This window comes from Streptomyces sp. NPDC047706, from assembly GCF_043204795.1.
Taxonomy (GTDB): domain Bacteria; phylum Actinomycetota; class Actinomycetes; order Streptomycetales; family Streptomycetaceae; genus Streptomyces.
In genome coordinates this window covers 71,043-91,607 of the sequence record NZ_JBIDCW010000031.1, presented here as the reverse complement: position 1 = coordinate 91,607, position 20,565 = coordinate 71,043, and the positions used below count along the sequence as shown (strand labels likewise).

Genomic DNA, 20,565 nt, shown 5'->3' with positions numbered 1-20,565 from the left:
GGGGCTGCTGCACACGCAGGCCCTGCTCGCGCTCGCCCGGCGCCGCGTCGACGTGCTGTGGGCGATGCTGCGTGACAAGAGACTGTTCACCCCCGCCCCACCGGTCACGCAGACGGCTTGACTTCGTCATTGAGATTCTCCTTGGACAGCGGTTCCCCGGCGGCGGTCGCCCTGGTGGGCTGCTCCGGCACCGGTACGACGGCCCCCCTGGAGGGCTGCGGCGGTGCGGCGCGCTCCCGGCCGGCACCGGCGCCCTGCCGGGACCGCTCCTGGCGTACGGCAAGGCTCGCGCCGATCCGCCCGGCGATCTCGACCGGTGTGAGACCGATGTCGGCGAGTACCTCACCCCGCTTGGCGTGCGCCAGGAACTGCTCCGGGATGCCGAACCGCCGGACCGGCACATCCACGTCGGCGTCGCCCAGCGCCAGCGCCACAGCGGCACCGACCCCCGCCGCCCGGCTGTTGTCCTCGACCACGGCCACCAGCCGGTGCTCGGCGGCGAGGCCGGGCAGGGCGTGATCCACGGGCTTGACCCACCGTGGGTCCACCACCGTGCAGCCGATTCCCCGGGCCTGGAGCAGCTCGGCGGCCTGCAGGCACACCGGCGCCATCACGCCCACCGCGACGAACAGCACCTCGGGTGCCCCGGCCCGGTGCAGTACGTCGATGCCGCCCACCCGGTCGACCGCCGGGACGCGCGGCCCCACGGACTCCTTGGGGAACCGCACCAGCGTGGGCGCGTCGTCGACGGCGACCGCCTCCCGTAGCTGCGCCCGCAGCTGGTCGGCGTCACGCGGCGCCGCGATCCGCAGCCCGGGCACGACCTGGAGGATCGACATGTCCCACATGCCGTTGTGCGAGGCCCCGTCGACTCCGGTCACCCCGGCCCGGTCCAGGACGAAGGTCACCCCGCAGCGGTGCAGCGCCACGTCCATCAGGAGCTGGTCGAAGGCGCGGTTGAGGAAGGTGGCGTAGACGGCGACGACCGGGTGCAGTCCGCCGGTGGCGAGACCGGCCGCGGAGACGGCGGCGTGCTGCTCGGCGATCCCGACGTCCCACACGCGGTCCGGGAAGCGTTCCGCGAACCTGCCCAGTCCCACCGGGTGCAGCATGGCCGCCGTGATCGCCACGACGTCCTCCCGCTCCTCCCCGATCCTCACGATCTCGTCCCCGAACACCGAGGTCCAGGACGGCGCGCCCGCGGGAGCCAGCGGCTCGCAGGTCAGCGGGTCCATCACACCGACGGTGTGGAAGTGGTCCTCCTCGTGCGCGAGGGCGGGTTCGTAGCCACGCCCCTTCTCGGTGAGGCAGTGCACCAGCACCGGCCCGTGGAAGCGCTTCGCGCGCCGCAGCGCCGACTCGACGGCCTTCACGTCGTGTCCGTCGATCGGCCCGACGTACTTCAGGCCGAGGTCCTCGAACATCCCCTGCGGCGCGAAGGCGTCCTTGAGGCCCTTCTTGGCGCCGTGCAGCGCCTCGTAGAGGGTGTGCCCGACGAGGGGCGTGCCCTGGAGCACGTCCTTGCCCCAGGCCAGCACCCTCTCGTACGAGTCGGTGGTGCGCAGCGCCGCGAGGTGGTTGGCGAGGCCGCCGATGGTGGGGGCGTACGAGCGCTCGTTGTCGTTGACGACGATGATCAGCGGCCGGTTCTTGGCGGCCGCGATGTTGTTCAGCGCCTCCCAGGCCATTCCGCCGGTGAGCGCGCCGTCGCCGATCACCGCGACGACATGGCCCCTCTCCCCCCGCACCCGGCGCGCCTTGGCGAGCCCGTCGGCCCAGCCCAGCGCGGTGGAGGCGTGCGAGTTCTCGATGACGTCGTGCTCGGACTCCTCGCGCGAGGGGTAGCCGGACAGGCCGCCCTTGCCGCGCAGCTTGGAGAAGTCCTGACGCCCGGTCAGCAGCTTGTGCACATAGCTCTGGTGGCCGGTGTCCCACAGGATGCGGTCGACCGGGGACTCGAAGACCCGGTGGAGCGCGAGGGACAGTTCGACCACGCCCAGATTCGGCCCGAGATGGCCGCCGGTTCTGGCGACGGCGTGCACCAGGAACTGCCGGATCGCTTCGGACAGTTCGCCAAGTTCCCCCTCGGACAGCGCCTTCAGGTCACGTGGTCCCCGGATGTTCTCCAGAATCGTCACGCTCGGGCCCCCTCTCGGTCCGTGCCTCGTGTCAGCTCACAGTCACTGCCGGCTTCCCCGTGCCGGCGGGGGCGTCCATCGCCGCCCCGTCCCGCTCCACCTGTTCGGCGATCACTCGATGACCTCGCCCTTGGCGATCTGCTGGAGCGTGGCACCGATGTCCGACGTACGCGTCGTCGTCATCGTCGTCGTCATCGACTGCACCGGCACCGGCGCCCCGCCCCCGACCGCCACCGGCCCGGCCTGGATATGCCGCGACGCGCGCCGTTCGGCGAACGGCCGCGCCGGAATGCCGGGGACGCCCAGGGGAACGGCGGTCATGACCTCACTCCCGGTTTCCGGAGACCGTCTCGCGCATGGCGCGCAGCGACTCCTTCAGCGACCCCATGGTGGCGAGGACGGCGGTGGGCTCGTAGCCGCAGTGCGCCATGCAGTTGGCGCACCGCGGGTCCTTGCCGCGGCCGTACTTGTCCCAGTCGGTCTCCTCGACCAGTTCGCGGTACGTCGGCACGTACCCGTCGCTCATCAGGTAGCAGGGGCGCTGCCAGCCGAAGAGCGAGTAGTTCGGGATCGCCCACGCGGTGCACGGGAAGTCGACCTTGCCCTCCAGGAAGTCCAGGAAGAGCGGCGAGTGGTTGAGCCGCCAGCGGCGCCGGTTGCCGCCGGAGAAGGCCTTCTTGAACAGCTCGCGGGTCTGCTCCACGCCGAGGAAGTGCTCCTGGTCGGGCGCCTTCTCGTACGCATAGGCGGGCGAGATCATCATCTCGTCGACCTGGAGGTCGTCGTTGAGGTAGTTGAGCACCTCGATGACGGTCTGCGGGGTGTCGGTGTTGAAGAAGGTGGAGTTGGTGGTCACCCGGAAGCCGCGCTCCTTGGCCTCCTTGATGGCCGCCACCGCCTCGTCGAACACGCCCTCCTTGGCGACCGACTCGTCGTGCCGCTCGCGCAGGCCGTCGATGTGCACGGCGAAGGCGAAGTACGGCGAGGGCTTGAACTTGTCCATCTTCTTGCGCAGCAGCATCGCGTTGGTGCACAGGAAGACGTACTTCCGCCTGGCCACCAGCTGCCGCACGATCTCGTCGATCTGAGGGTGCATCAGCGGTTCGCCGCCCGCGATCGACACCATCGGCGCCCCGGACTCCAGCACCGCTCCCACGGCCTGCGCGACCGGCATGCGCTGCTTCAGCACCCCGGCAGGGTGCTGGATCTTGCCACAGCCCTCGCACTTCAGGTTGCAGGCGAACAGGGGCTCCAGCTCGACGATCAGCGGGAACTTGTCGCGCCTGCGGAGCTTTTGTTCAGCCAAGTATGTAGCGACCTTGATGGACTGGCGCAGCGGCATGGCCATCGGGCTCACCTCCTGGGGAGCAGCACATTACGGTGCCATTCAAAGAATGCGGGAAGAATGGAACGAAGGACGCGGAAAGCCGATATTCCACCGCGCACCGTGCCGATACGGACGAGTTCATGTTCTGGAGCGTCCACGACCACCCGGACGGCCGCAACGGGACGTGCGCCCGAGCGCCCGGCGCTCAGCAGCGTCGCGGCGGACTCCATGTCGACTGCGATCGCGCCGGTCGCCAGCAGGCCGGACCGCTCCTGACCGCGCACGACATGGTCGGAGCCGGTGACCGGGCCGGTGTGCACGGTGCGGCCGGGCACCGCACGGCCGAGTTCCCTGACGAGCAGGCCGGTGCCCACGCAGGGCGTCGTACCGCTCGGGTCCCGGGTCTCCTCGGCGACCACCAGGTCACCCGGGTGCATGCCGGGCGCCAGCCCCGCGCAGAAGCCGGTGGCCAGCACGGCGGCACCGGCGAGCGCGGGGTCGGCGAGCGCCCGTGAGACGGACCGCTCGGCCGCGGCCGGCCCCATGCCCGTGCGCAGCACCGTCACCGGCCCGTCCGCGCCGCCCCGCTCACCCAGCCGCAACGCCAGCCGCTCGATACCGAGCGCACAGGCGATCAGCAGCGGCGGCGAGGCGGAGGTGGCGCTCATCCGCTCCCCTTGGCCCCGGCGCGCGGCTTGTGGGCGAACGGCTCGCCGTGCACATAGCGGCCCAGGGCCGTGAGCGGGAAGACCTGCCGGTAGAGGTGGTAGTTGATCGAGAAGTCCCAGGGGAAGCCCGTCCCGGTGAAGTACGGCTCGTCCCAGGAGCCGTCCTCCCGCTGCGTCGCCGCGAGCCACTCGACGCCGCGCTCGACCGCGCGGGAGTCCCGCTCACCCGCCGCCAGCAGCGCCATCAGCGCCCAGGCGGTCTGGGACGCGGTGGAGGCCCCCCTGCCGCTCCACTCCTTGACGTACCTGTACGACCGCAGGTCCTCGCCCCAGCCGCCGTCGTCGTTCTGGACGCTCTCCAGCCAGGTCACCGCCCGCCGGATCGCCGGGTGCGAGACGGGGAAACCCGCGGCCGTCAGCGCGGGCACCACCGAACCGGTGCCGTAGACGTAGTTGACGCCCCAGCGTCCGAACCAGGAGCCGTCCGGCTCCTGTTCGGCGAGCAGCCACTCGATGCCGCGCCGGGTCCGCGGGTCGTGGGCGAGGCCCTCCACCGCGAGCATCTCCACCACGTGCGCCGTCACGTCGGCGGACGGCGGGTCGATGACCTCGCCGAAGTCGCAGAAGGGCAGCCGGTTGGGGAACCGGCTGGTGTTGTCGACGTCGAAGGCGCCCCACCCGCCGTCCTTCGACTGCATGCCGAGGTTCCAGCGCACCCCGCGCCCGATGGCCTTCTCCACCCGCTCCGGGTCGTGATGGCGGACCCGGCGCAGCGCGAGGACCACCTCGGCGGTGTCGTCGATGTCGGGGTAGTTGTCGTTGTGGAACTCGAACGCCCAGCCTCCCGGCGGCAGTTGCGGTCTGCAGACCGACCAGTCACCGGGCCGTACGACCTGCTCCCCCAGCATCCAGTCCGCCGCCTTCACCAACTGCGGATGGTCCGCCGGCACACCGGCGTCGGCCAGCGCGATGGTGGCCAGGCAGGTGTCCCACACCGGCGACTGGCAGGCCTCGATCATCCGGGCCCCGTCCTCGCGCCACACGGCGTACCGGTCGAGGGACTCGAGGCCCGTACGCATCACGGGGTGCTGGAGGTCGTAGCCCAGCAGGTACAGGGCGATGAGCGAATACACGGCCGGCGGCTGGATGCCACCCCAGCAGCCGTCGTTCTCCTGCCGCTCGACGATCCAGCGCGCGGCCGACCGCATCGCCGCGCGCCGCAGCTTCCTCGGCACGACCTTGCGCAGGGCGTGCAGCCCCCTGTCGAGACGCTGGAAGGCACCGTCCCAGCTCACCGCCGGGGCGAGGGGCCTGGCCGGATTCGGGTGGTCCGGATCGGTGTGCAGCTCCTCCAGCGGGAAGGGCGCGGGCCGTACCGGGCGTTTCGCGGAGACGACGGTCAGCGGGACGATCGTCTGCCGTGCCCAGCACCCGAAGTCGTAGATGTTGAGGGGCAGCCACTTCGGGAACCAGATGAGTTCCGGCGGCAGTTCGGGCAGGTCCTCCCACTTCCACCAGCCGAACAGGGCGAGCCAGATCCGGGTGAAGACCCGGGCCGCCGCGATGCCGCCCTGGGCGCGGATCCACTCCGCCGCCCTGGCCATGTGCGCCGCTTCGGGTGAGTCGCCGGCCAGGCGCAGGGCTACGTAGGCCTCGATGGTGGCGGAGAGATCGCCGGGCCCGCCGTGGAAGGTGGCCCAGGTGCCGTCGTCGCGCTGCTCGCCGCGGATGAAGAGGGCGGCGGCGCTCGTCGTGGACTCGTCGCGCACGCCCAGGAACTGACGGAGCAGCAGGTCCTCGGCGTCCATGGTGACGTTGGTCTCCAGGTCGCCCTTCCACCAGCCTTCGGCGTCCTGGCGGGCGAGGAGGTGGTCGGTGGCGCGCCGGACGGCGCGTTCGGCGGCTTCGTGGACCCCAGCCGCCACCGGGACGGTGCTGTCGGTTTCGCTGGCCGCGGCAGCCCGGGGCGGCACGGCCCCGGTACTTCCGTCGGTCGTCGCTGTCATGGCTTCCCCTTCGTGCAGTGCGGCAATCGGTGCGTCTGCTGTGGGTCCGCCGTCGGCCGGTGCACACGGAGGTCCGCTGCACCGGCCGGCGACTAAGCGAGGGCTATTCGGCCGATAGTGATCATCTCTTTCGTACGACGACGAAGTCGGCGAGTGCCACGAACCGCTCCCGTACCCGGTCGGGCATGGCGACGGCGTCGAGGGCCTCGATGGCGACGGTGTGCTGACGGCGTGCCTCCTCGGCGGTCCACTCGCGGCCGCCGGCCTCCTCGATCAGGGCGGCGCGGGCCGCGAACTCCTCCTCGGAGAACTGCGCGAAGTCGCTGCTCTTGGCGTCGGCGGCGAGCAGCTCGCCGAGCCGCTCGGAGGCACTGCCCCCGGCCGCGAGGGCGGCGACGACCGGCAGGGACTTCTTGCGCTGGCGCAGATCGCTCCAGGTCTGCTTCCCGGTGGCCTCCGGATCGCCCCAGATGCCGAGCAGGTCGTCGACGGCCTGGAAGGCCAGGCCGAGGTGGTAGCCGTACTTCTCCAGGTTGTCGGCGGTGCGGTCGTCGGCGCCGCCGAGCACGGCACCGATGGAGCTGGCGCAGGCCAGCAGGGCGCCGGTCTTGTTGCCCTCCATCTCCAGGCACTCCCCGACACTGACGCGGTCCCGGTGCTCGTAGGAGATGTCCTGTGCCTGGCCGTCGATGAGGGCTCGGGTCGCGGTGGTCAGCCGGCGGGTGGCGCGGCCGGCCTCCACGGTGCCCAGTTCCAGCAGGATCTCGTTGGCCAGCGCGAACAGGGCGTCGCCGACCAGGATGGCCTGGGCGGGGCCGTGCACCTTCCAGACGGTGTCGCGGTGCCGGCGCTGTTCGTCGCCGTCCATCAGGTCGTCGTGCAGCAGCGAGAAGTTGTGCACCAGCTCGACGGCGACCGCCCCCGGGATGCCGGCCTCGGGGGCGCCTCCGGTGACCTCGGCGGACAGGATGGCGAGGGCGGGGCGTACCGCCTTGCCGCCGTCGCCGTCGGCGGGGTTGCCGGCGGCGTCGATCCAGCCGAAGTGGTAGGCGGCGACGGTGTCCATGGGAGACGCCAGGCGGTCGACGGCCGCCCGCAGTACCGGTGTGGCCAGGGTCCGGCCGCGCTCCAGGAGCGCGGCCACGTCCGCCGCGGTCTCTCGAGCGGCCTTCGAGGCCGGGGGCACAGTGGGCACAGTCTCTCCTCTTGTTGCGGTGCCGGAGGTGCGGGAGCCTGCCGCGCGCTGCTGGGTCCTCACGCCGCCTCCTCGACGTCGAAGAGATGGCGGGGGCGGGGCCGGCCCAGGGCACGCAACGCGGCGTCCGCCGCGCCGATGCCGCTGCGAACCGCACTCTCCATGGTCGCGGGCCACCCGGTGGCGGTCCACGCTCCGGCCAGGTACAGGCCGGATGCCTTGGTGCGGGCGCCGGGCCGCAGCCGTCCGACGCCGGGGGCGGGAGCGAAGGTCGCGGTGCGCTCCCTGGTCACGAAGAAGTCCCTCACCCCGGCGCCACGGCTCCGCGGCAGCAGGCGCTCCAGCTCGGGCAGGTACCGCTCACGCAGCGCGGCCACGGGCGCGTCGATCTCGTCCTGCGCGGCCGACTGCGACAGTGCGAGGTACTGGCCGGACTTCAGCCCCGAGGCGGCGGTGCGGTCGAAGACCCACTGCACGGGGGTGCCGAGCGCGGTGAGGAAGGGTGCGTCGACCACCTTGCGGTCGTAGACGACATGGACGTTGAGGATCGGCGCGGTGCCGATCCTCAGCAGCTGCGCCGGATCGTCGAGCGCGCCGTCCGGCAGCAGGTCGTACGTCTCGCGCTGGGGTACGGCGAGCACGACCGCGTCGGCCCCCACGACCTCGCCGGGAACCTGAACGCTCCAACGGCCGTTGCCGTTGTGGGAGATGGAGGTGACGCGTGAACGGATCCTGGTGCGGACGCCCGCGGAGTCGAGCGCCCTGCGCGCCAGCCGGTCGTGCAGTTCGCCCAGCGGGACGTGTGCCCAGCCGATGTCGGCCGCGCCCGGGTCGGACAGCAGCCCGGTCTTGAACACCATCGCGGCGAGCCCCAGCGAGGCGTCGCCCGCGACCGCGTTGAGGGTGGCGACCCCGACCAGGTCCCACAGGGCCTCGACGGCACGCGCCGACTGACCGTGCGCGGCCAGCCAGCTGCCGAAGTCCTGCGCGTCCAGCGCCGGATCGGCGAGGTCGAGGCCCTTGAGCGCGAGCGCGGCACGGCCCGCTCTGGCACGCTCGGCGAGTGAGAGATGCGGATACGTCGCGAGGCTGCGCCCCAGATGCAGGGGGACCGGCAGCGCGTCGCGCCGCAGCCTGCCGAGCCGCCGGCCCTCGGGCTTGGTGACGTCGAGGACGGGCACGTCGAGCCGGTCCTGCACAGGAGCCAGTGCCGTGCCGCCGATCCGGTCGAGGAACCAGCGGTAGGCGGTGCAGCAGCGCAGATAGACGTGCTGGCCGTTGTCGACGGTCAGTTCGCCACGCTGGAAGGAGAAGGCCAGACCGCCCAGTCTCGGCCTGCCTTCGAGCAGGGTGACGCGCACGCCGGCGTCGGCGAGCGCGAGCGCGGCGGTGATCCCGGCCAGCCCTGCGCCGACCACCACCGTCTCCCGTGCGGGTCCGGACCGCGTGCCGTCGGTCATCGCGCACCCTCCCCTGCGCACCCACAGCGGGGCGTCACAGCGCCCCGGCAGGCCGTCTCAGGCAGGGACGCCATCCGGCCACGGAGGGTTGCCCGCCGCTTCGGGCCGGCGCCTCCCTGCCCCAGGGTGCCGTCCATCAGGCACGCCTCCTGACGGTCCGACGGGTCACATGCCGGGCGTCCAGACCGGACAGGCCGCGCACGGCGACGTAGGCCTTCTCGCGTCCGGGCAGCGAGACCCGGCCGCGCAGTACCGCCTCGGGTTCGCGTTCGATGCGGTCGAGGAGACGGCGGTAGATACCGGCCATGGCGGCGACGCAGGCGCCGCTGCGCCGGTCGAGCATGGGCAGCAGCTGGTAGCCCTCGGCGAAGAGGGCGCGGGCCCGGCGCACTTCGAAGTGCACGAGGCCCGCGAAGTCGGAGCCCTCCGGTGGGTTCGGCCCGCCGAACCCGGCCGAGCAGCCGAACTTGGCCAGGTCGTCGGCGGGGAGGTAGACCCGCCCGCCCTCGGCGTCCTCACGGACGTCCCGCAGGATGTTGGTGAGCTGGAGCGCGAGCCCGAGCGTGTCGGCGTACTCGGGCGCACGCTCGGCGCCGCGCGCCCCCGGCTCCGTGCCGAACACGCCGAGCGAGAGCCGGCCGATGGCACCGGCCACACAGCGGCAGTACACCTTCAGGTCGTCCCAGGTCTCGTAGGCCTCGCCGCGGACGTCCATCAGGACGCCGTCGATGAGCTCGTCGAGGCCGTCGAGCGGGATCGGGAAGTGCCGGGCGGCGTGGGCCAGGGCGACCCCGACCGGGTCGGTGTCGTCCTCGCCGACGGCGTCCTCGCGGATCCGGTCGAGCAGCGACCGGGTGTCCTGGAGCCGGTCGAACTTCACGTCGTCGGTGAGATCGCCGTCGCCGATGTCGTCGACCCGCCGGGAGAACGCGTACAGCGCCGACATCGCACGGCGCTTGGGCGCGGGCAGCAGCCGGATGCCGTAGGCGAAGTTACGTGCCTGCTGTCCGGTGACGGCCTCGCAGTAGCTGTAGGCGGCGAGTACCTGTGCGGACACGAGTGGCGCAGACTCCACGGCCCGGATCACCCCTCTCCTCGCAGGGTCACGCCCACCTCACGCAGCAACCGGAGCTTGCCGGGCTTGGGCGGGCCGGGAAGTACGTCGTACTGGGCGGCGGCGATCGCCTGGACGGCCGCCCTTCCCCCCGCCACGAACCCCGCGAGCAACAGCCTCAGCCTGCCGTGCACGCTACCCACGAGGGGGGCGCCTTCATTCAGGAGATCGCGGGCGCGTTGCGCTTCGTAGGCGACCAGTGCGCGCACCGACGCGCCGGTGGTCGCCGCGGCGAGGTCCGCCTCCTGGACGTGAAAGCGCTGCATGTCCTCGGCGGGCAGATAGATACGGTCGCGGCCGAGGTCCTCGGCCACGTCCTGGAGGTGCTCGACGATCTGCAGGGCCGTGCAGATCGCGTCCGAGCGGCGGATGCGCTCGGGGGTGGAGGTGCCGGTGACGGCGAGGACGAGCCGGCCCACGGGGTTCGCGGACAGTTCGCAGTAGGCGAGCAGGTCGTCGTAGGTCTCGTACCGCTTGACGAGCTGGTCCTGGCGGTTGGCGGCGATCAGGCCGAGAAACGGCTCGGGGGTGAGGCCGCAGCGGCGGACCGTCGGCCGGAGCCGGCGCAGCAGGGGGTGGCGGGGGGCCGAGTCGAAGACACGGTGCAGGTCGGCCTCGAAGGCGTCCAGCAGGGCCATACGGTCGCCGGCCCGCTCGGGCGGGACGCCGAGCAGCCGGGCGTCGGCGCCGCCGGGGGCGAGATCGCCGTCGCCGATGTCGTCGACGAGGCGGGCGAAGCCGTAGACGGCCATGAGGTCGGTGCGCCAGGCGCCGGGCAGGAAGAACGGGGCCACGGGGAAGTTCTCGGCCGCGGCCTTGTCGAGCGTCGCGCGCTCCGTGCCGTCCGTGCGCGTCGTGGCGGTCGCGGTCACCGTTCGCTGCCTACGGCGGGGACGGCGCATGCCTTGCGGAGCTGGGGAGTTTCCGTAGCCATTGCCGTCACATCTCCCGTTCTACACTGCCGACCCAATTCACACTATTTCGGACACGCCGCCATGCGTTCCGGCGACTGCGCCCTTGGAGGGTGTCGCGCATTATGGCCCTACTTGCCGCGTTTCGGCACCGGTACAGCTTACGTTGTACAACGCGGCCCGGGCCGTGGGGGTGTCCGGCGCATCACAAGAACACACCGATTGGCTTCAAGATTCCTACGGCCGACCGGAGTTGACGTCTCCTTCGCAGCCGCCGCAGGGGCCCTTCGCCGACGACGCGGGGCCCCGCCGGAGCGGTTCCGGCAGGGCCCTGAACGGCTGTCTACTTGCCCGTGAACTTCTCGTACTCCTTGAGGACCTCGGCGGTGGGTCCGTCCATGCGCAGCTCGCCGCGCTCCAGCCACAGCACACGGTCGCAGGTGTCACGGATCGACTTGTTGTTGTGGCTGACCAGGAACACCGTACCGGCCTGCTTGCGCAGCTCCCTGATGCGCTCCTCGGAGCGCTTCTGGAACTTTCGGTCACCGGTGGCCAGCGCCTCGTCGATCATGAGGACGTCGTGGTCCTTGGCGGCGGCGATGGAGAAGCGCAGGCGGGCGGCCATGCCGGAGGAGTACGTCCGCATGGGGAGCGTGATGAAGTCGCCCTTCTCGTTGATGCCGGAGAAGTCGACGATCTCCTGGTAGCGCTCCTTGATCTGCTCGCGGGTCATGCCCATGGCGAGCCCGCCCAGTATGACGTTGCGCTCACCGGTCAGGTCGTTCATCAGCGCCGCGTTCACACCGAGCAGCGAGGGCTGCCCGTCGGTGTAGACCTTGCCGCTCTCGGCGGGGAGCAGCCCGGCGATGGCGCGCAGCAGGGTCGACTTGCCGGAGCCGTTGGAGCCGATCAGGCCGATCGCCTCGCCCCGGTAGGCGACGAAGGAGACACCGCGCACGGCGTGCACCTTGCGCACCCCGCGGTCCTCGCGGCGCTTGAGGATGCGGCTGAGGGCCGCGGTGGCGCTGCCCTTGCCGGTCTTGGCGCCGTTGACGCGGTAGACGATGTGCAGCTCGTCCGCGACGACGGTGGGGATGCGGTCCTCGGTCGTATGGTCAGCCACGGCCGTACCTCTCCTCCGCCTTCCAGAAGTACACGAAGCCGCCCAGCGCGAACAGCATCGCCCAGCCTCCGGCGATCGCCCAGACATGGTCGGGGAGGTTCTCGGAGCCGTAGCCGTCGATCAGCGCGAAGCGCATCAGGTCCATGTAGATCGCGGCCGGGTTCCACTGGAGGACGTTGGCGATCCAGGACGGCTTGTCCGCCAGCATGATCGGGATGGAGTACATGACGCCGGAGGCGTACATCCACGTCCGCATCACGAAGGGCATCAGCTGCGCCAGGTCCGGGGTCTTCGAACCGGCCCGGGCCATGATCAGCGCGAGGCCGGTGTTGAAGCAGAACTGCAGCGCCAGCGCCGGCACGATCAGAACCCAGGACAGGTCCGGGTAGCTGCCGAAGGCGCACGTCACGGAGAACAGCACGATCATCGAGAACAGCAGCTGCTGGAGCTGCTGGAGAGCGAAGGAGACCGGCAGCGAGGCGCGCGGGAAGTGCAGGGCGCGCACCAGGCCGAGGTTGCCGGAGATCGCGCGGACGCCCGCCATCACCGAGCTCTGCGTGAAGGTGAACACGAACACGCCCGTGACCAGGAACGGGATGTACACCTCACGGGGCATCCCGCGGTCGGCCTCGAGGATCACTCCGAAGACGAAGAAGTACACGGCCGCGTTCAGCAGCGGCGTGACGACCTGCCAGACCTGGCCGAGCTTGGCCTGGCTGTACTGGGCGGTCAGCTTCGCCCGCGAGAACGCGAGGATGAAGTGGCGCCGGTCCCAGAGCTGGCGGACGTACTCGACGAGGGAGGGGCGGGCGCCGCTCACGGTCAGCCCGTACTTCGCGGCGAGCTCCGCCGCGGACAGTCCCTCGTCGGGTGACACGGGCGCGGTCACCGCGACTGTGCCGTCGTGTGTGGTCTCACTCACTAGTCGAAACTTTCGTCTTCGAGATGCGCAGCCTGTGCGGGCTGGGCAGCGGCCGGGAGCCGAGCGTTACGCCCCGAATGCTCTCAGGGACGAGCTTGTCAGATGACAGGAGGTCGGCCCAGTCGGGTCAGCCGCCACACCGTACGCCACTTCATGGGCCGGCGGGGGCCGCAGGGGGACCTCCAGCCTTCCCTGAAGCCGCCGAACCAGGCCCGCAGGGCCGGCCGCGAGGGGCGGCGCAGCAACGTGAGGGCGAGCCAGATGCCCAGGTAGACCGGGACCAGGGCGGCCGGGAGGTTGCGGCGGGCGAGCCAGACGCGGTTGCGGGCCACCATGCGGTGGTAGACCGCGTGCCGCGAGGGAGCGGTCGTCGGGTGGTACAGCACCATGTCCGACCGGTAGTCGATCAGCCAGCCCGCGTCGAGCGCGCGCCAGGCGAGGTCGGTCTCCTCGTGCGCGTAGAAGAAGTCGTCCGGCAGGCCGCCGACCTCGGCGAACACCCGGGTGCGGACCGCGTTGGCGCCGCCGAGGAAGGTGGTGACACGTGAGGAGCGCAGCGGGTCGGAGGCGCGCAGCCGGGGGACGTGGCGTCGCTGGGTGACCCCGGTGTCGGGGTCGGCGATACGGAAGCTGACGATGCCGAGCCTGGGGTCGGCCTCGAAGGCCTGGCGGCACAGCTCGGCGGTGTCCGCGCGGGCGAGCAGGCCGTCGTCGTCGAGGAACAGCAGTATGTCGACGTCACGGCCGCTGGGGCCGAAGGCCTCGATGCCGACGTTGCGGCCGCCCGGGATGCCGAGGTTCTCCGGCAGCTCCACGGTGCGCACGCCCGGCGGGACCTCGGGCACGGGTGAGCCGTTGCCGACGACGACCACGTCTATCGGGTCGCCGTCCTGCCTGGCGACCGACTCCAGCAGCGCGCGCAGTTCCCCGGGCCGGTTGCCCATCGTGATGATGACGGCCCCGACCCGCATCCCGGGGCTCACCGGAGCCTGCTGGAGACAAGGATGGACACCAGGTGCAGCAGCGTCTGGAGCAGCGCGATCCCGGCCAGCACGGCGACGCCGAGCCGGGTGAAGAACAGGTCGCCGCGGCTCGCGTCCAGGACCGCGAGCACCAGGATCAGCAGCGACGCCTCGATGCCGAGGATCAGCCGGTGGAACTTCAGCGCGGCGGCGGCCCGGCGGGCCAGCGCCATGCCGGAGGAGCGCGGCTCGGACGCGGCCTCCTTGACGGGCGGCAGCCCGCCCTGGTGCCGGGCGACCCCGACGAGGTCGGTCTCGGCCTTGATCAGGATCGCGCCGACGGCGGCCAGGGTGCCGAGGAAGGCCCACAGCCAGTCGATACGGCCGCCGCCCCACAGGTCCGCGGCGCGCAGGCCGAGGCCGACGAGCACGGCCGCGTCGGTGAGGTAGGCGCCGACCCGGTCCAGGTAGACCCCGCCCAGGGAGAACTGCTGCTTCCAGCGGGCGATCTCGCCGTCGACGCAGTCCAGCAGCAGGTACAGCTGGACCATCACCACGCCGAGGACGGCACCCCAGACGCCCGGCACCAGCAGGGCCGGGGCCGCGAGCACGCCGCAGACGGTCATCAGGTACGTGAGCTGGTTGGGCGTGACCCTGGTGTTCACCAGGTAGCGGTCGACCCGCAGCGACACCTCACGCATGTAGAGGCGTCCCGCCCAGTGCTCACCGCTGCGCCGGTCCTTCACCCCGGCGGGGTGGACGACGGGGCGGAGTTCAGCTACCGATGGCCTTGACATAGTCGGCGTAGGTGTCCTTGATCTGGTGGGTTTGCAGGTCGAGGTGTTCGAGGATCGTGTAGCGGCCGGGCCTGGTCCGCGGGGCGTACTCCACGACCCGGACGAACTCGTCGGGGGTGAAGCCGATCTCCTCCGGCAGCACCGGAAGCCCGTGCCGGCGCAGCACCTCGGCCATGTACGCCGACTCCTCGCGCGCGCCGCGCAGATGCATCGCGAAGGCCGCGCCCAGTCCGCACTGCTCGCCGTGCGCGGCCGCCCGCTGGGGGAACAGCAGGTCGAAGGCGTGGTTGATCTCGTGGCAGGCACCGGAGGACGGGCGGGAGTCGCCGGAGACCGACATGGCGATACCGCTGAGGACCAGCGCCTCGGCCAGCACCTGGAGGAAGTCGTTGTCGCCGATGCCGCCCGGGTGGCGCAGCACCGCCTCGCCGGCCTGGCGGGCCATCGCGGCGGCCAGGCCGTCGATCTTCTCGCCCTTGACGCGGTGGGCCAGCTCCCAGTCGGCGATCGCGGAGATGTTGGAGACCGCGTCGCCGATGCCCGCCCGGACGAAGCGGACCGGGGCCTCTCGGATGACGTCCAGGTCGATGACGACGGCGATCGGGTTGGGCACGCCGTAGGAGCCGCGCCCGGCGTCGTTGTCGAGGGTCGCGACCGGGGAGCACAGCCCGTCGTGCGCGAGGTTCGTCGGCACGGCGACCAGCGGGAGGCCGACGCGCGCCGCGGCGAACTTGGCGCAGTCGATGATCTTGCCGCCGCCGAGCCCGACGAGCGCGTCGAAGTGGCCGGCCCTGATGTCGCTCGCCAGCCGGACCGCGTCGTCGAGGGTGCCGCCGTCCACCTCGTACCAGGTGGCGCCGGGCAGCTGCGGGGCGACACGGTCGCGCAGCCGGGCCCCGGAGCCGCCGCTGACGGCGACGGCGAGCCGGCCCGAGTGCGATATCCGCTCGTCGGCGAGGACCGCGGCCAGGTCGTCGAGGGCACCCGGGCGGATGTCCACGACGACCGGCGACGGGATGAGCCGGGTCAGTACTGGCACGCGATCTCCCGTCCCCGTGCCAGGTCGTCATGGTTGTCGATCTCGACCCACGGCACGTCGCCGATGGGAGCCACGTCGATCCTGAAGCCCCGGCCCACGAGCTCCTGGTAGCCGTGCTCGTAGAACTGCTGGGGGTCGCTCTCCCAGACGGTCCGCAGGGCGTCCGCCAGCTCGGGGGCGGCGTCGCCCTCGATGAGCGTGACGCCGATGTACTCGCCGGTGGCCTCCGCCGGGTCCATCAGCTTGGTGATCTTCCGGACGCCCCGCTCGGGGTCGACGACGACCTTCATCTCCTCGTCGGCCAGGGACTTCACGGTGTCGAGGGCAAGGATGATCTTCCTGCCGTCGCCGCGCGCGGCGAGCAGCGTGCGCTCCACCGAGACCGGGTGCACGGTGTCGCCGTTGGCGAGGATCACGCCGTCCTTGAGCGCGTCACGCCCGCACCACAGGGAGTAGGCGTTGTTCCACTCCTCGGCCTTGTCGTTGTCGATCAGCGTGAGCTTCAGGCCGTACTTCCGCTCCAGCCCGGCCTTGCGGGCGTACACGGCCTCCTTGCGGTAGCCGACGATGATCGCGGCCTCGCTCAGGCCGATCTCGGCGAAGTTGGCGAGGGTGAGGTCGAGAACTGTGATCCCGTCGGTCCCGTCCTCGTCGCCCGCGGGCCCCACCGGCACCAGCGCCTTGGGCAGGGTGTCGGTGTAGGGGCGCAGACGCCGGCCGGCGCCGGCCGCCAGCACGAGGCCGATCATGCGGGTTCTCCTTCGTCGTGTACGGCGGGCGCGCCCTGTCGATGGGCGGACACCCAGAACCGGATGCTCTCCAGGAGCACCAGCAGGGCCACGGCCACGGCGAGGACCGTGAGCGCGACCGTGAACTGAGCGGCGGTCAGCACCACGGCGAGCGCCACGACCACCAGCGTCCGGCCCTCGTGCCCCCCGATCGCCCGCACCAGCCACCGCGGGGGTGCGCCCGCGTCGCCACGGATGCGGTAGACCGTGTCGTAGTGATGGTAGGCGACGGCCGCAACCAGCCCGAAAGCAGCGGGAAGTGCTCCGTTCACCTCCGATTCAGCTGCCAGGATCAGCACGGTCCCGTACTCGGCGGCCCGGAAGAAGGGCGGAACCAGCCAGTCCAGCGCGCCTTTGAGGGGGCGTGAGACGGCGGCCGCCGACAGCGCGACGCAGGCGAGCGCGGCGACGAGGGTCGGCCAGGTGGCGCCCCAGAGTGCGGCGGACGTCACTACGACGCCCCCGCCGACGGCGGCGCACAGCGGAGCCGGGACGGGCACCTTGGGTGCGAGCAGGGCCGCCAGCGGCCCGCTGTCCGCCAGATCGGCCAGCGCCCGCGCGGCGCGGTCCGTCCGCTCGGCCCTGCGGGTCAGCGACCGCAGGACACGTCCCGCCGTGGTGTAGGTCGCGGCGAAGGCGCAGCCGATGAGCAGTGCGCAGAAGGTGATGCGCGGGGTCGTGACGGCCGTGAGGACCGCTGTCAGCGCCCAGCGTTCGCCGATCGGCAGGACGATCATCCGGCGCAGCCACACCGTCCAGCCGACACGGTCCAGTTTGTCCGAAAGTGCGGCGGTAGGGCTGGTGTTGGCGGTGGCGTCGTGATTCGCCTCGTTGAAGGAGAAGTCGACGATATGCCGGCAGGTCTGCAGGACCATCGCGCCCAGGGCGAGGGCCCACACGTCGTCGCCGCCCCGGGCCGCGCCGAGGGCGAGGCCCGCGTAGTAGGCGTACTCCTTGGCGCGGTCGAAGGTGGCGTCCAGCCAGGCGCCGAGGGTGGAGTACTGCAGGGAGTAGCGGGCCAGCTGGCCGTCGGTGCAGTCCAGCACGAAGGAGGCGATGAGCAGCACACCGGCCGCGACGAAGCCGGCGCGGGTGCCGGTGGCCGCGCAGCCCGCCGCGATCAAGGCGGTGAGCAGGGAGGCGGTGGTGACCTGATTGGGGGTCAGTCCGCGCCGGGCGCACCAGCGGGCGAGGTAGCGGGAGTAGGGGCTGATGAAGTGGGTGGTGAAGAAGCCGTCGCGCGACTTGACCGCCGACTTCAGGCGTACGGCCTCGTCGTCGACGGCGGCGACGGCCTGCCGTGCCTCGTTGCGGGCCTGCGGGTCGGCGGGGACCGCGGCGACGAGGCTGCCCAGCTCGGGCCGGTGCACCTCGGTGTCCAGCGTGCCGGTGATCCGGTCGGCGAGGCTGTCCACCAGCAACGCGCCCTGCGCGGAGGTCTCGCGGGCCAGCGCGCGCGTCAGGGCCTGGCGGCCGGCGGGCTGGGCCGTCACGGCGCCGGGAATCGCGGCGAGCGGGAAGCGCGGGTCCGTGAGGCCGAGGCGCAACGCGTGCAGGTGGCCGACGAAACGGGCGTCCACGACGGCGACCCGCTCCTCGCCCGGCACCTGTGCGAGGAGGGTCTCGGCGGCGGCGGGGCCGGTGGCGGTGCGCACCTCGAAGCCGAGCGACCGCAGATCGCCCTCGATCGACGATCCGGGGACCGGCTGACCGGTGAGGATGGCGGTCGGCAACCGAACTCACTCCCTGGGGGCCGGCGTCTTCCGCGCCGGTCGCGTGCATGGTGGGGCGCCCCCGCGGGGCAGGCGGAGCTGCACCGGCGGGCGGCATGTCGGCAGAGGCTATCGGATGATAGGAAGCTCGTGTTCACCGCCCGTTCACGGTCCGGTCGACACGGTCTGCAGGCACCTCCGCGGCGATCATCATCGGGGACGGCGGGGGCGGCGTACAAGATCGGGCCTCCGGAAACGGGCAATCAAGACGTACGGGACGCATGGCCGGACCGAGTCGGGCGACGGCCGGGATTAGGGTGGGCCACCATGACATGGCTGATCACCGGCGGTGCCGGATACATCGGGGCGCATGTGGCGCGGGTCATGGTGGAGGCCGGGGAGCGCGTCGTGGCGCTGGACGACCTCTCGGCCGGGATGCCCGCGCGGCTCCCGGCGGACGTGCCCCTCGTGCGGGGCTCGGCCGGGGACGCCGAGCTGCTGAAGCGGGTGTTCGCCGAGCACGAGGTGACCGGTGTGGTGCACCTGGCGGCACGCAAGCAGGTCGGCGAGTCCGTCGAGCAGCCGATTCGCTACTACGAGGAGAACGTCGGCGGTCTCGCGACCCTGCTGGACGCGGTCGCCGGTGCCGGCATCGGACGCTTTCTCTTCTCCTCCTCCGCGGCCGTCTACGGCAACCCCGACGTGGAGCTCGTCACGGAGGACACGCCGTGCGCCCCGATGAGCCCGTACGGCGAGACCAAGCTCGCCGGTGAGTGGCTGGTGCGCGCGGCGGGCCGGGCGCACGGCATCGCCACGGTGTGCCTGCGCTACTTCAACGTGGCTGGCGCGGCCGCGCCGGCCCTGGCCGACACCGGTGTGTTCAACGTGGTCCCGATGGTCTTCGACCGGCTGACCCGCGGCGAGGCCCCACGGATCTTCGGCGACGACTACCCGACGCCGGACGGCACCTGCGTGCGGGACTACATCCACGTGGCCGACCTCGCCGACGCGCACCTCGCGGCGGCCCGGCGGCTGTCGGCGCCCGGGGCGTCGGGCGACCTGACCGTGAACATCGGCCGCGGCGAGGGCGTCTCGGTGCGTGAGCTGGTCACCCTGATCTCGGAGGTGACCGGCGACACCCGCCCCGCGATCGTCCAGGCGCGCCGGCCCGGGGACGCGCCGCGCGCCGTCGCCTCCGCCGCGCGGGCGGCTCAGGAACTGGGCTGGCGCGCCCGGCGCGACGTACGCGAGATGGTCGGGTCGGCATGGCAGGGGTGGCTGCTGCACCAGGGCCGCTGAGCGGCTTCCCGATCACCGAGCGCCTGACCTGCCCATCGTTTCCGCAGGTCAGGGCACATGACAACGGTGTTCAGTGCCGCGTTGCCGGATACCCCCCGCCCGTAGTTCACTGGGGTCCGGACCGATCAGCAGGAGGCGGCTCTTCATGGGGGCTGGGCACGATCACGGACATGCGCACGGTGCGCCGCTCACCGGCACGGCCGCCGCGGCGTACCGCGGGCGGCTGCGGGTCGCGCTGGGCATCACGCTCACCGTCATGGTCGTCGAGATCGTCGGCGGTGTGCTCGCGGACTCCCTCGCGCTGATCGCGGACGCCGCGCACATGGCGACCGACGCGCTCGGCCTCGGCATGGCGCTGCTGGCCATCCACTTCGCCAACCTCCCGGCCAGTGCGAACCGCACCTTCGGATTCGCCCGCGCCGAGATCCTCGCCGCGCTCGCCAACTGTCTGCTGCTGCTCGGGGTCGGCGGCTACGTGCTCTACGAGGCCATCCAGCGGTTCATCACGCCGGCGGCCACCGAGGGCGGGCTGACCGTGGTGTTCGGCCTGATCGGTCTGCTCGCGAACATGATCTCGCTCACGCTGCTCATGCGCGGTCAGAAGGAGAGCCTCAACGTGCGCGGCGCCTTCCTGGAGGTGGCCGCCGACGCCCTGGGCTCGCTCGCGGTGCTGATCTCGGCGGTGGTGATCCTCACCACCGGCTGGCAGGCCGCCGACCCGATCGCGTCGCTGGTGATCGGCCTGATGATCGTGCCGCGCACGCTGAAGCTGCTGCGCGAGACGCTCGACGTGCTGCTGGAGTCGGCACCCAAGGGCGTGGACATGGCAGAGGTACGTGCCCACATAGTGGCCCTCGACGGCGTCGAGGACGTGCACGATCTGCACGCCTGGACGATCACCTCGGGCATGCCGGTGCTGTCCGCGCACGTCGTCGTCCGCTCCGACGTCCTGAGCGCGATAGGGCACGAGAAGATGCTCCACGAACTCCAGGGCTGTCTCGGCGACCACTTCGACGTGGAGCACTGCACGTTCCAGCTCGAACCGAGCGGCCACGCGGAACACGAGGCGCGACTGTGCCACTGAGCCACCGGAGCGCGTCGGCC

At 71.7% G+C, this 20,565-nt stretch carries 18 protein-coding genes and 2 pseudogenes; 3 read left to right on the top strand and 17 right to left on the bottom strand.

The genetic code is table 11. The features are described from left to right. A pseudogene (locus ACGF8A_RS29895) lies at positions 1 to 121 on the top strand (IS110 family transposase); the annotation flags it as partial. On the opposite strand, the gene dxs reads toward ACGF8A_RS29895, so the two are convergent. The 17 genes and pseudogenes from dxs to ACGF8A_RS29810 all read right to left on the bottom strand — a co-directional run bounded on the left by dxs (position 105) and on the right by ACGF8A_RS29810 (position 18,183). Continuing rightward, positions 105 to 2,138: a 1-deoxy-D-xylulose-5-phosphate synthase gene (dxs, locus tag ACGF8A_RS29890; protein ID WP_393113326.1), complete on the bottom strand. Its 2,034-nt coding sequence runs from the start codon at positions 2,136 to 2,138 to the stop codon at positions 105 to 107. The pseudogene ACGF8A_RS29895 and the gene dxs overlap by 17 nt on opposite strands. Before the next feature lie 129 nt (positions 2,139 to 2,267). Beyond that, positions 2,268 to 2,459: pseudogene (locus tag ACGF8A_RS29885) on the bottom strand (4-hydroxy-3-methylbut-2-en-1-yl diphosphate synthase); the annotation flags it as partial. Between the two features lie 4 nt (positions 2,460 to 2,463). After that, complete coding sequence (gene hpnH / locus ACGF8A_RS29880; protein ID WP_393113325.1) at positions 2,464 to 3,486, bottom strand: adenosyl-hopene transferase HpnH; 1,023 nt, start codon at positions 3,484 to 3,486, stop codon at positions 2,464 to 2,466. 5 nt (positions 3,487 to 3,491) lie between these two features. Beyond that, a complete protein-coding gene (locus tag ACGF8A_RS29875; protein WP_393113324.1) occupies positions 3,492 to 4,133 on the bottom strand; it encodes a 1-hydroxy-2-methyl-2-butenyl 4-diphosphate reductase in 642 nt (213 codons plus the stop codon). After that, the gene (shc, locus tag ACGF8A_RS29870) at positions 4,130 to 6,139 is read right to left on the bottom strand and encodes a squalene--hopene cyclase (RefSeq protein ID WP_393113323.1); all 2,010 of its coding nucleotides are present in this window, start codon (positions 6,137 to 6,139) and stop codon (positions 4,130 to 4,132) included. Before shc ends, ACGF8A_RS29875 begins: the two co-directional genes overlap by 4 nt. Before the next feature lie 121 nt (positions 6,140 to 6,260). After that, positions 6,261 to 7,325, bottom strand: a complete 1,065-nt coding sequence (locus ACGF8A_RS29865) for a polyprenyl synthetase family protein (RefSeq protein ID WP_393113334.1) — start codon at positions 7,323 to 7,325, stop codon at positions 6,261 to 6,263. A 68-nt stretch (positions 7,326 to 7,393) separates the two neighbouring features. After that, positions 7,394 to 8,794 (bottom strand): hydroxysqualene dehydroxylase HpnE, encoded by a 1,401-nt coding sequence (gene hpnE, locus ACGF8A_RS29860; RefSeq protein WP_393113321.1) that lies wholly within the window; start codon positions 8,792 to 8,794, stop codon positions 7,394 to 7,396. After that, entirely contained in the window at positions 8,791 to 8,868 is a 78-nt protein-coding gene (locus ACGF8A_RS29855) for a hypothetical protein (RefSeq protein ID WP_393113333.1), read from the bottom strand. The genes hpnE and ACGF8A_RS29855 overlap by 4 nt, the downstream gene beginning before the upstream one ends. A 62-nt stretch (positions 8,869 to 8,930) precedes the next feature. Continuing rightward, positions 8,931 to 9,881 (bottom strand): presqualene diphosphate synthase HpnD, encoded by a 951-nt coding sequence (gene hpnD / locus ACGF8A_RS29850; protein WP_393113320.1) that lies wholly within the window; start codon positions 9,879 to 9,881, stop codon positions 8,931 to 8,933. Further along, positions 9,878 to 10,780 (bottom strand): squalene synthase HpnC, encoded by a 903-nt coding sequence (gene hpnC, locus ACGF8A_RS29845; RefSeq protein ID WP_393113319.1) that lies wholly within the window; start codon positions 10,778 to 10,780, stop codon positions 9,878 to 9,880. Before hpnC ends, hpnD begins: the two co-directional genes overlap by 4 nt. Positions 10,781 to 11,162: 382 nt before the next feature. After that, entirely contained in the window at positions 11,163 to 11,942 is a 780-nt protein-coding gene (locus ACGF8A_RS29840; protein WP_393113318.1) for an ABC transporter ATP-binding protein, read from the bottom strand. Beyond that, a complete protein-coding gene (locus ACGF8A_RS29835) occupies positions 11,935 to 12,864 on the bottom strand; it encodes an ABC transporter permease (RefSeq protein ID WP_393113317.1) in 930 nt (309 codons plus the stop codon). The genes ACGF8A_RS29840 and ACGF8A_RS29835 overlap by 8 nt, the downstream gene beginning before the upstream one ends. A gap of 98 nt (positions 12,865 to 12,962) precedes the next feature. Next, complete coding sequence (locus tag ACGF8A_RS29830; protein WP_393113316.1) at positions 12,963 to 13,835, bottom strand: glycosyltransferase family 2 protein; 873 nt, start codon at positions 13,833 to 13,835, stop codon at positions 12,963 to 12,965. 8 nt (positions 13,836 to 13,843) lie between these two features. Next, positions 13,844 to 14,623 (bottom strand): CDP-alcohol phosphatidyltransferase family protein, encoded by a 780-nt coding sequence (locus ACGF8A_RS29825; protein WP_393113315.1) that lies wholly within the window; start codon positions 14,621 to 14,623, stop codon positions 13,844 to 13,846. After that, the gene (locus ACGF8A_RS29820) at positions 14,601 to 15,662 is read right to left on the bottom strand and encodes an iron-containing alcohol dehydrogenase family protein (RefSeq protein ID WP_393113314.1); all 1,062 of its coding nucleotides are present in this window, start codon (positions 15,660 to 15,662) and stop codon (positions 14,601 to 14,603) included. Before ACGF8A_RS29820 ends, ACGF8A_RS29825 begins: the two co-directional genes overlap by 23 nt. Continuing rightward, on the bottom strand, positions 15,650 to 16,411 hold the full coding sequence (locus tag ACGF8A_RS29815) for a sugar phosphate nucleotidyltransferase (RefSeq protein WP_393113313.1): 762 nt from the start codon (positions 16,409 to 16,411) through the stop codon (positions 15,650 to 15,652). Before ACGF8A_RS29815 ends, ACGF8A_RS29820 begins: the two co-directional genes overlap by 13 nt. Then, on the bottom strand, positions 16,408 to 18,183 hold the full coding sequence (locus tag ACGF8A_RS29810) for a DUF5941 domain-containing protein (RefSeq protein WP_393113312.1): 1,776 nt from the start codon (positions 18,181 to 18,183) through the stop codon (positions 16,408 to 16,410). Before ACGF8A_RS29810 ends, ACGF8A_RS29815 begins: the two co-directional genes overlap by 4 nt. Before the next feature lie 306 nt (positions 18,184 to 18,489). Here ACGF8A_RS29810 and galE point away from each other — a divergent pair, with 306 nt between their 5' ends. Together galE and ACGF8A_RS29800 are read left to right on the top strand one after the other, a co-directional pair. After that, the gene (galE, locus tag ACGF8A_RS29805; protein WP_393113311.1) at positions 18,490 to 19,461 is read left to right on the top strand and encodes a UDP-glucose 4-epimerase GalE; all 972 of its coding nucleotides are present in this window, start codon (positions 18,490 to 18,492) and stop codon (positions 19,459 to 19,461) included. A 145-nt stretch (positions 19,462 to 19,606) separates the two neighbouring features. After that, positions 19,607 to 20,545 carry a cation diffusion facilitator family transporter gene (locus tag ACGF8A_RS29800; RefSeq protein ID WP_393113310.1) on the top strand — a complete coding sequence of 313 codons (939 nt, stop codon included), beginning with the start codon at positions 19,607 to 19,609 and terminating at the stop codon, positions 20,543 to 20,545. The last annotated feature ends 20 nt before the right edge of the window (positions 20,546 to 20,565 follow it).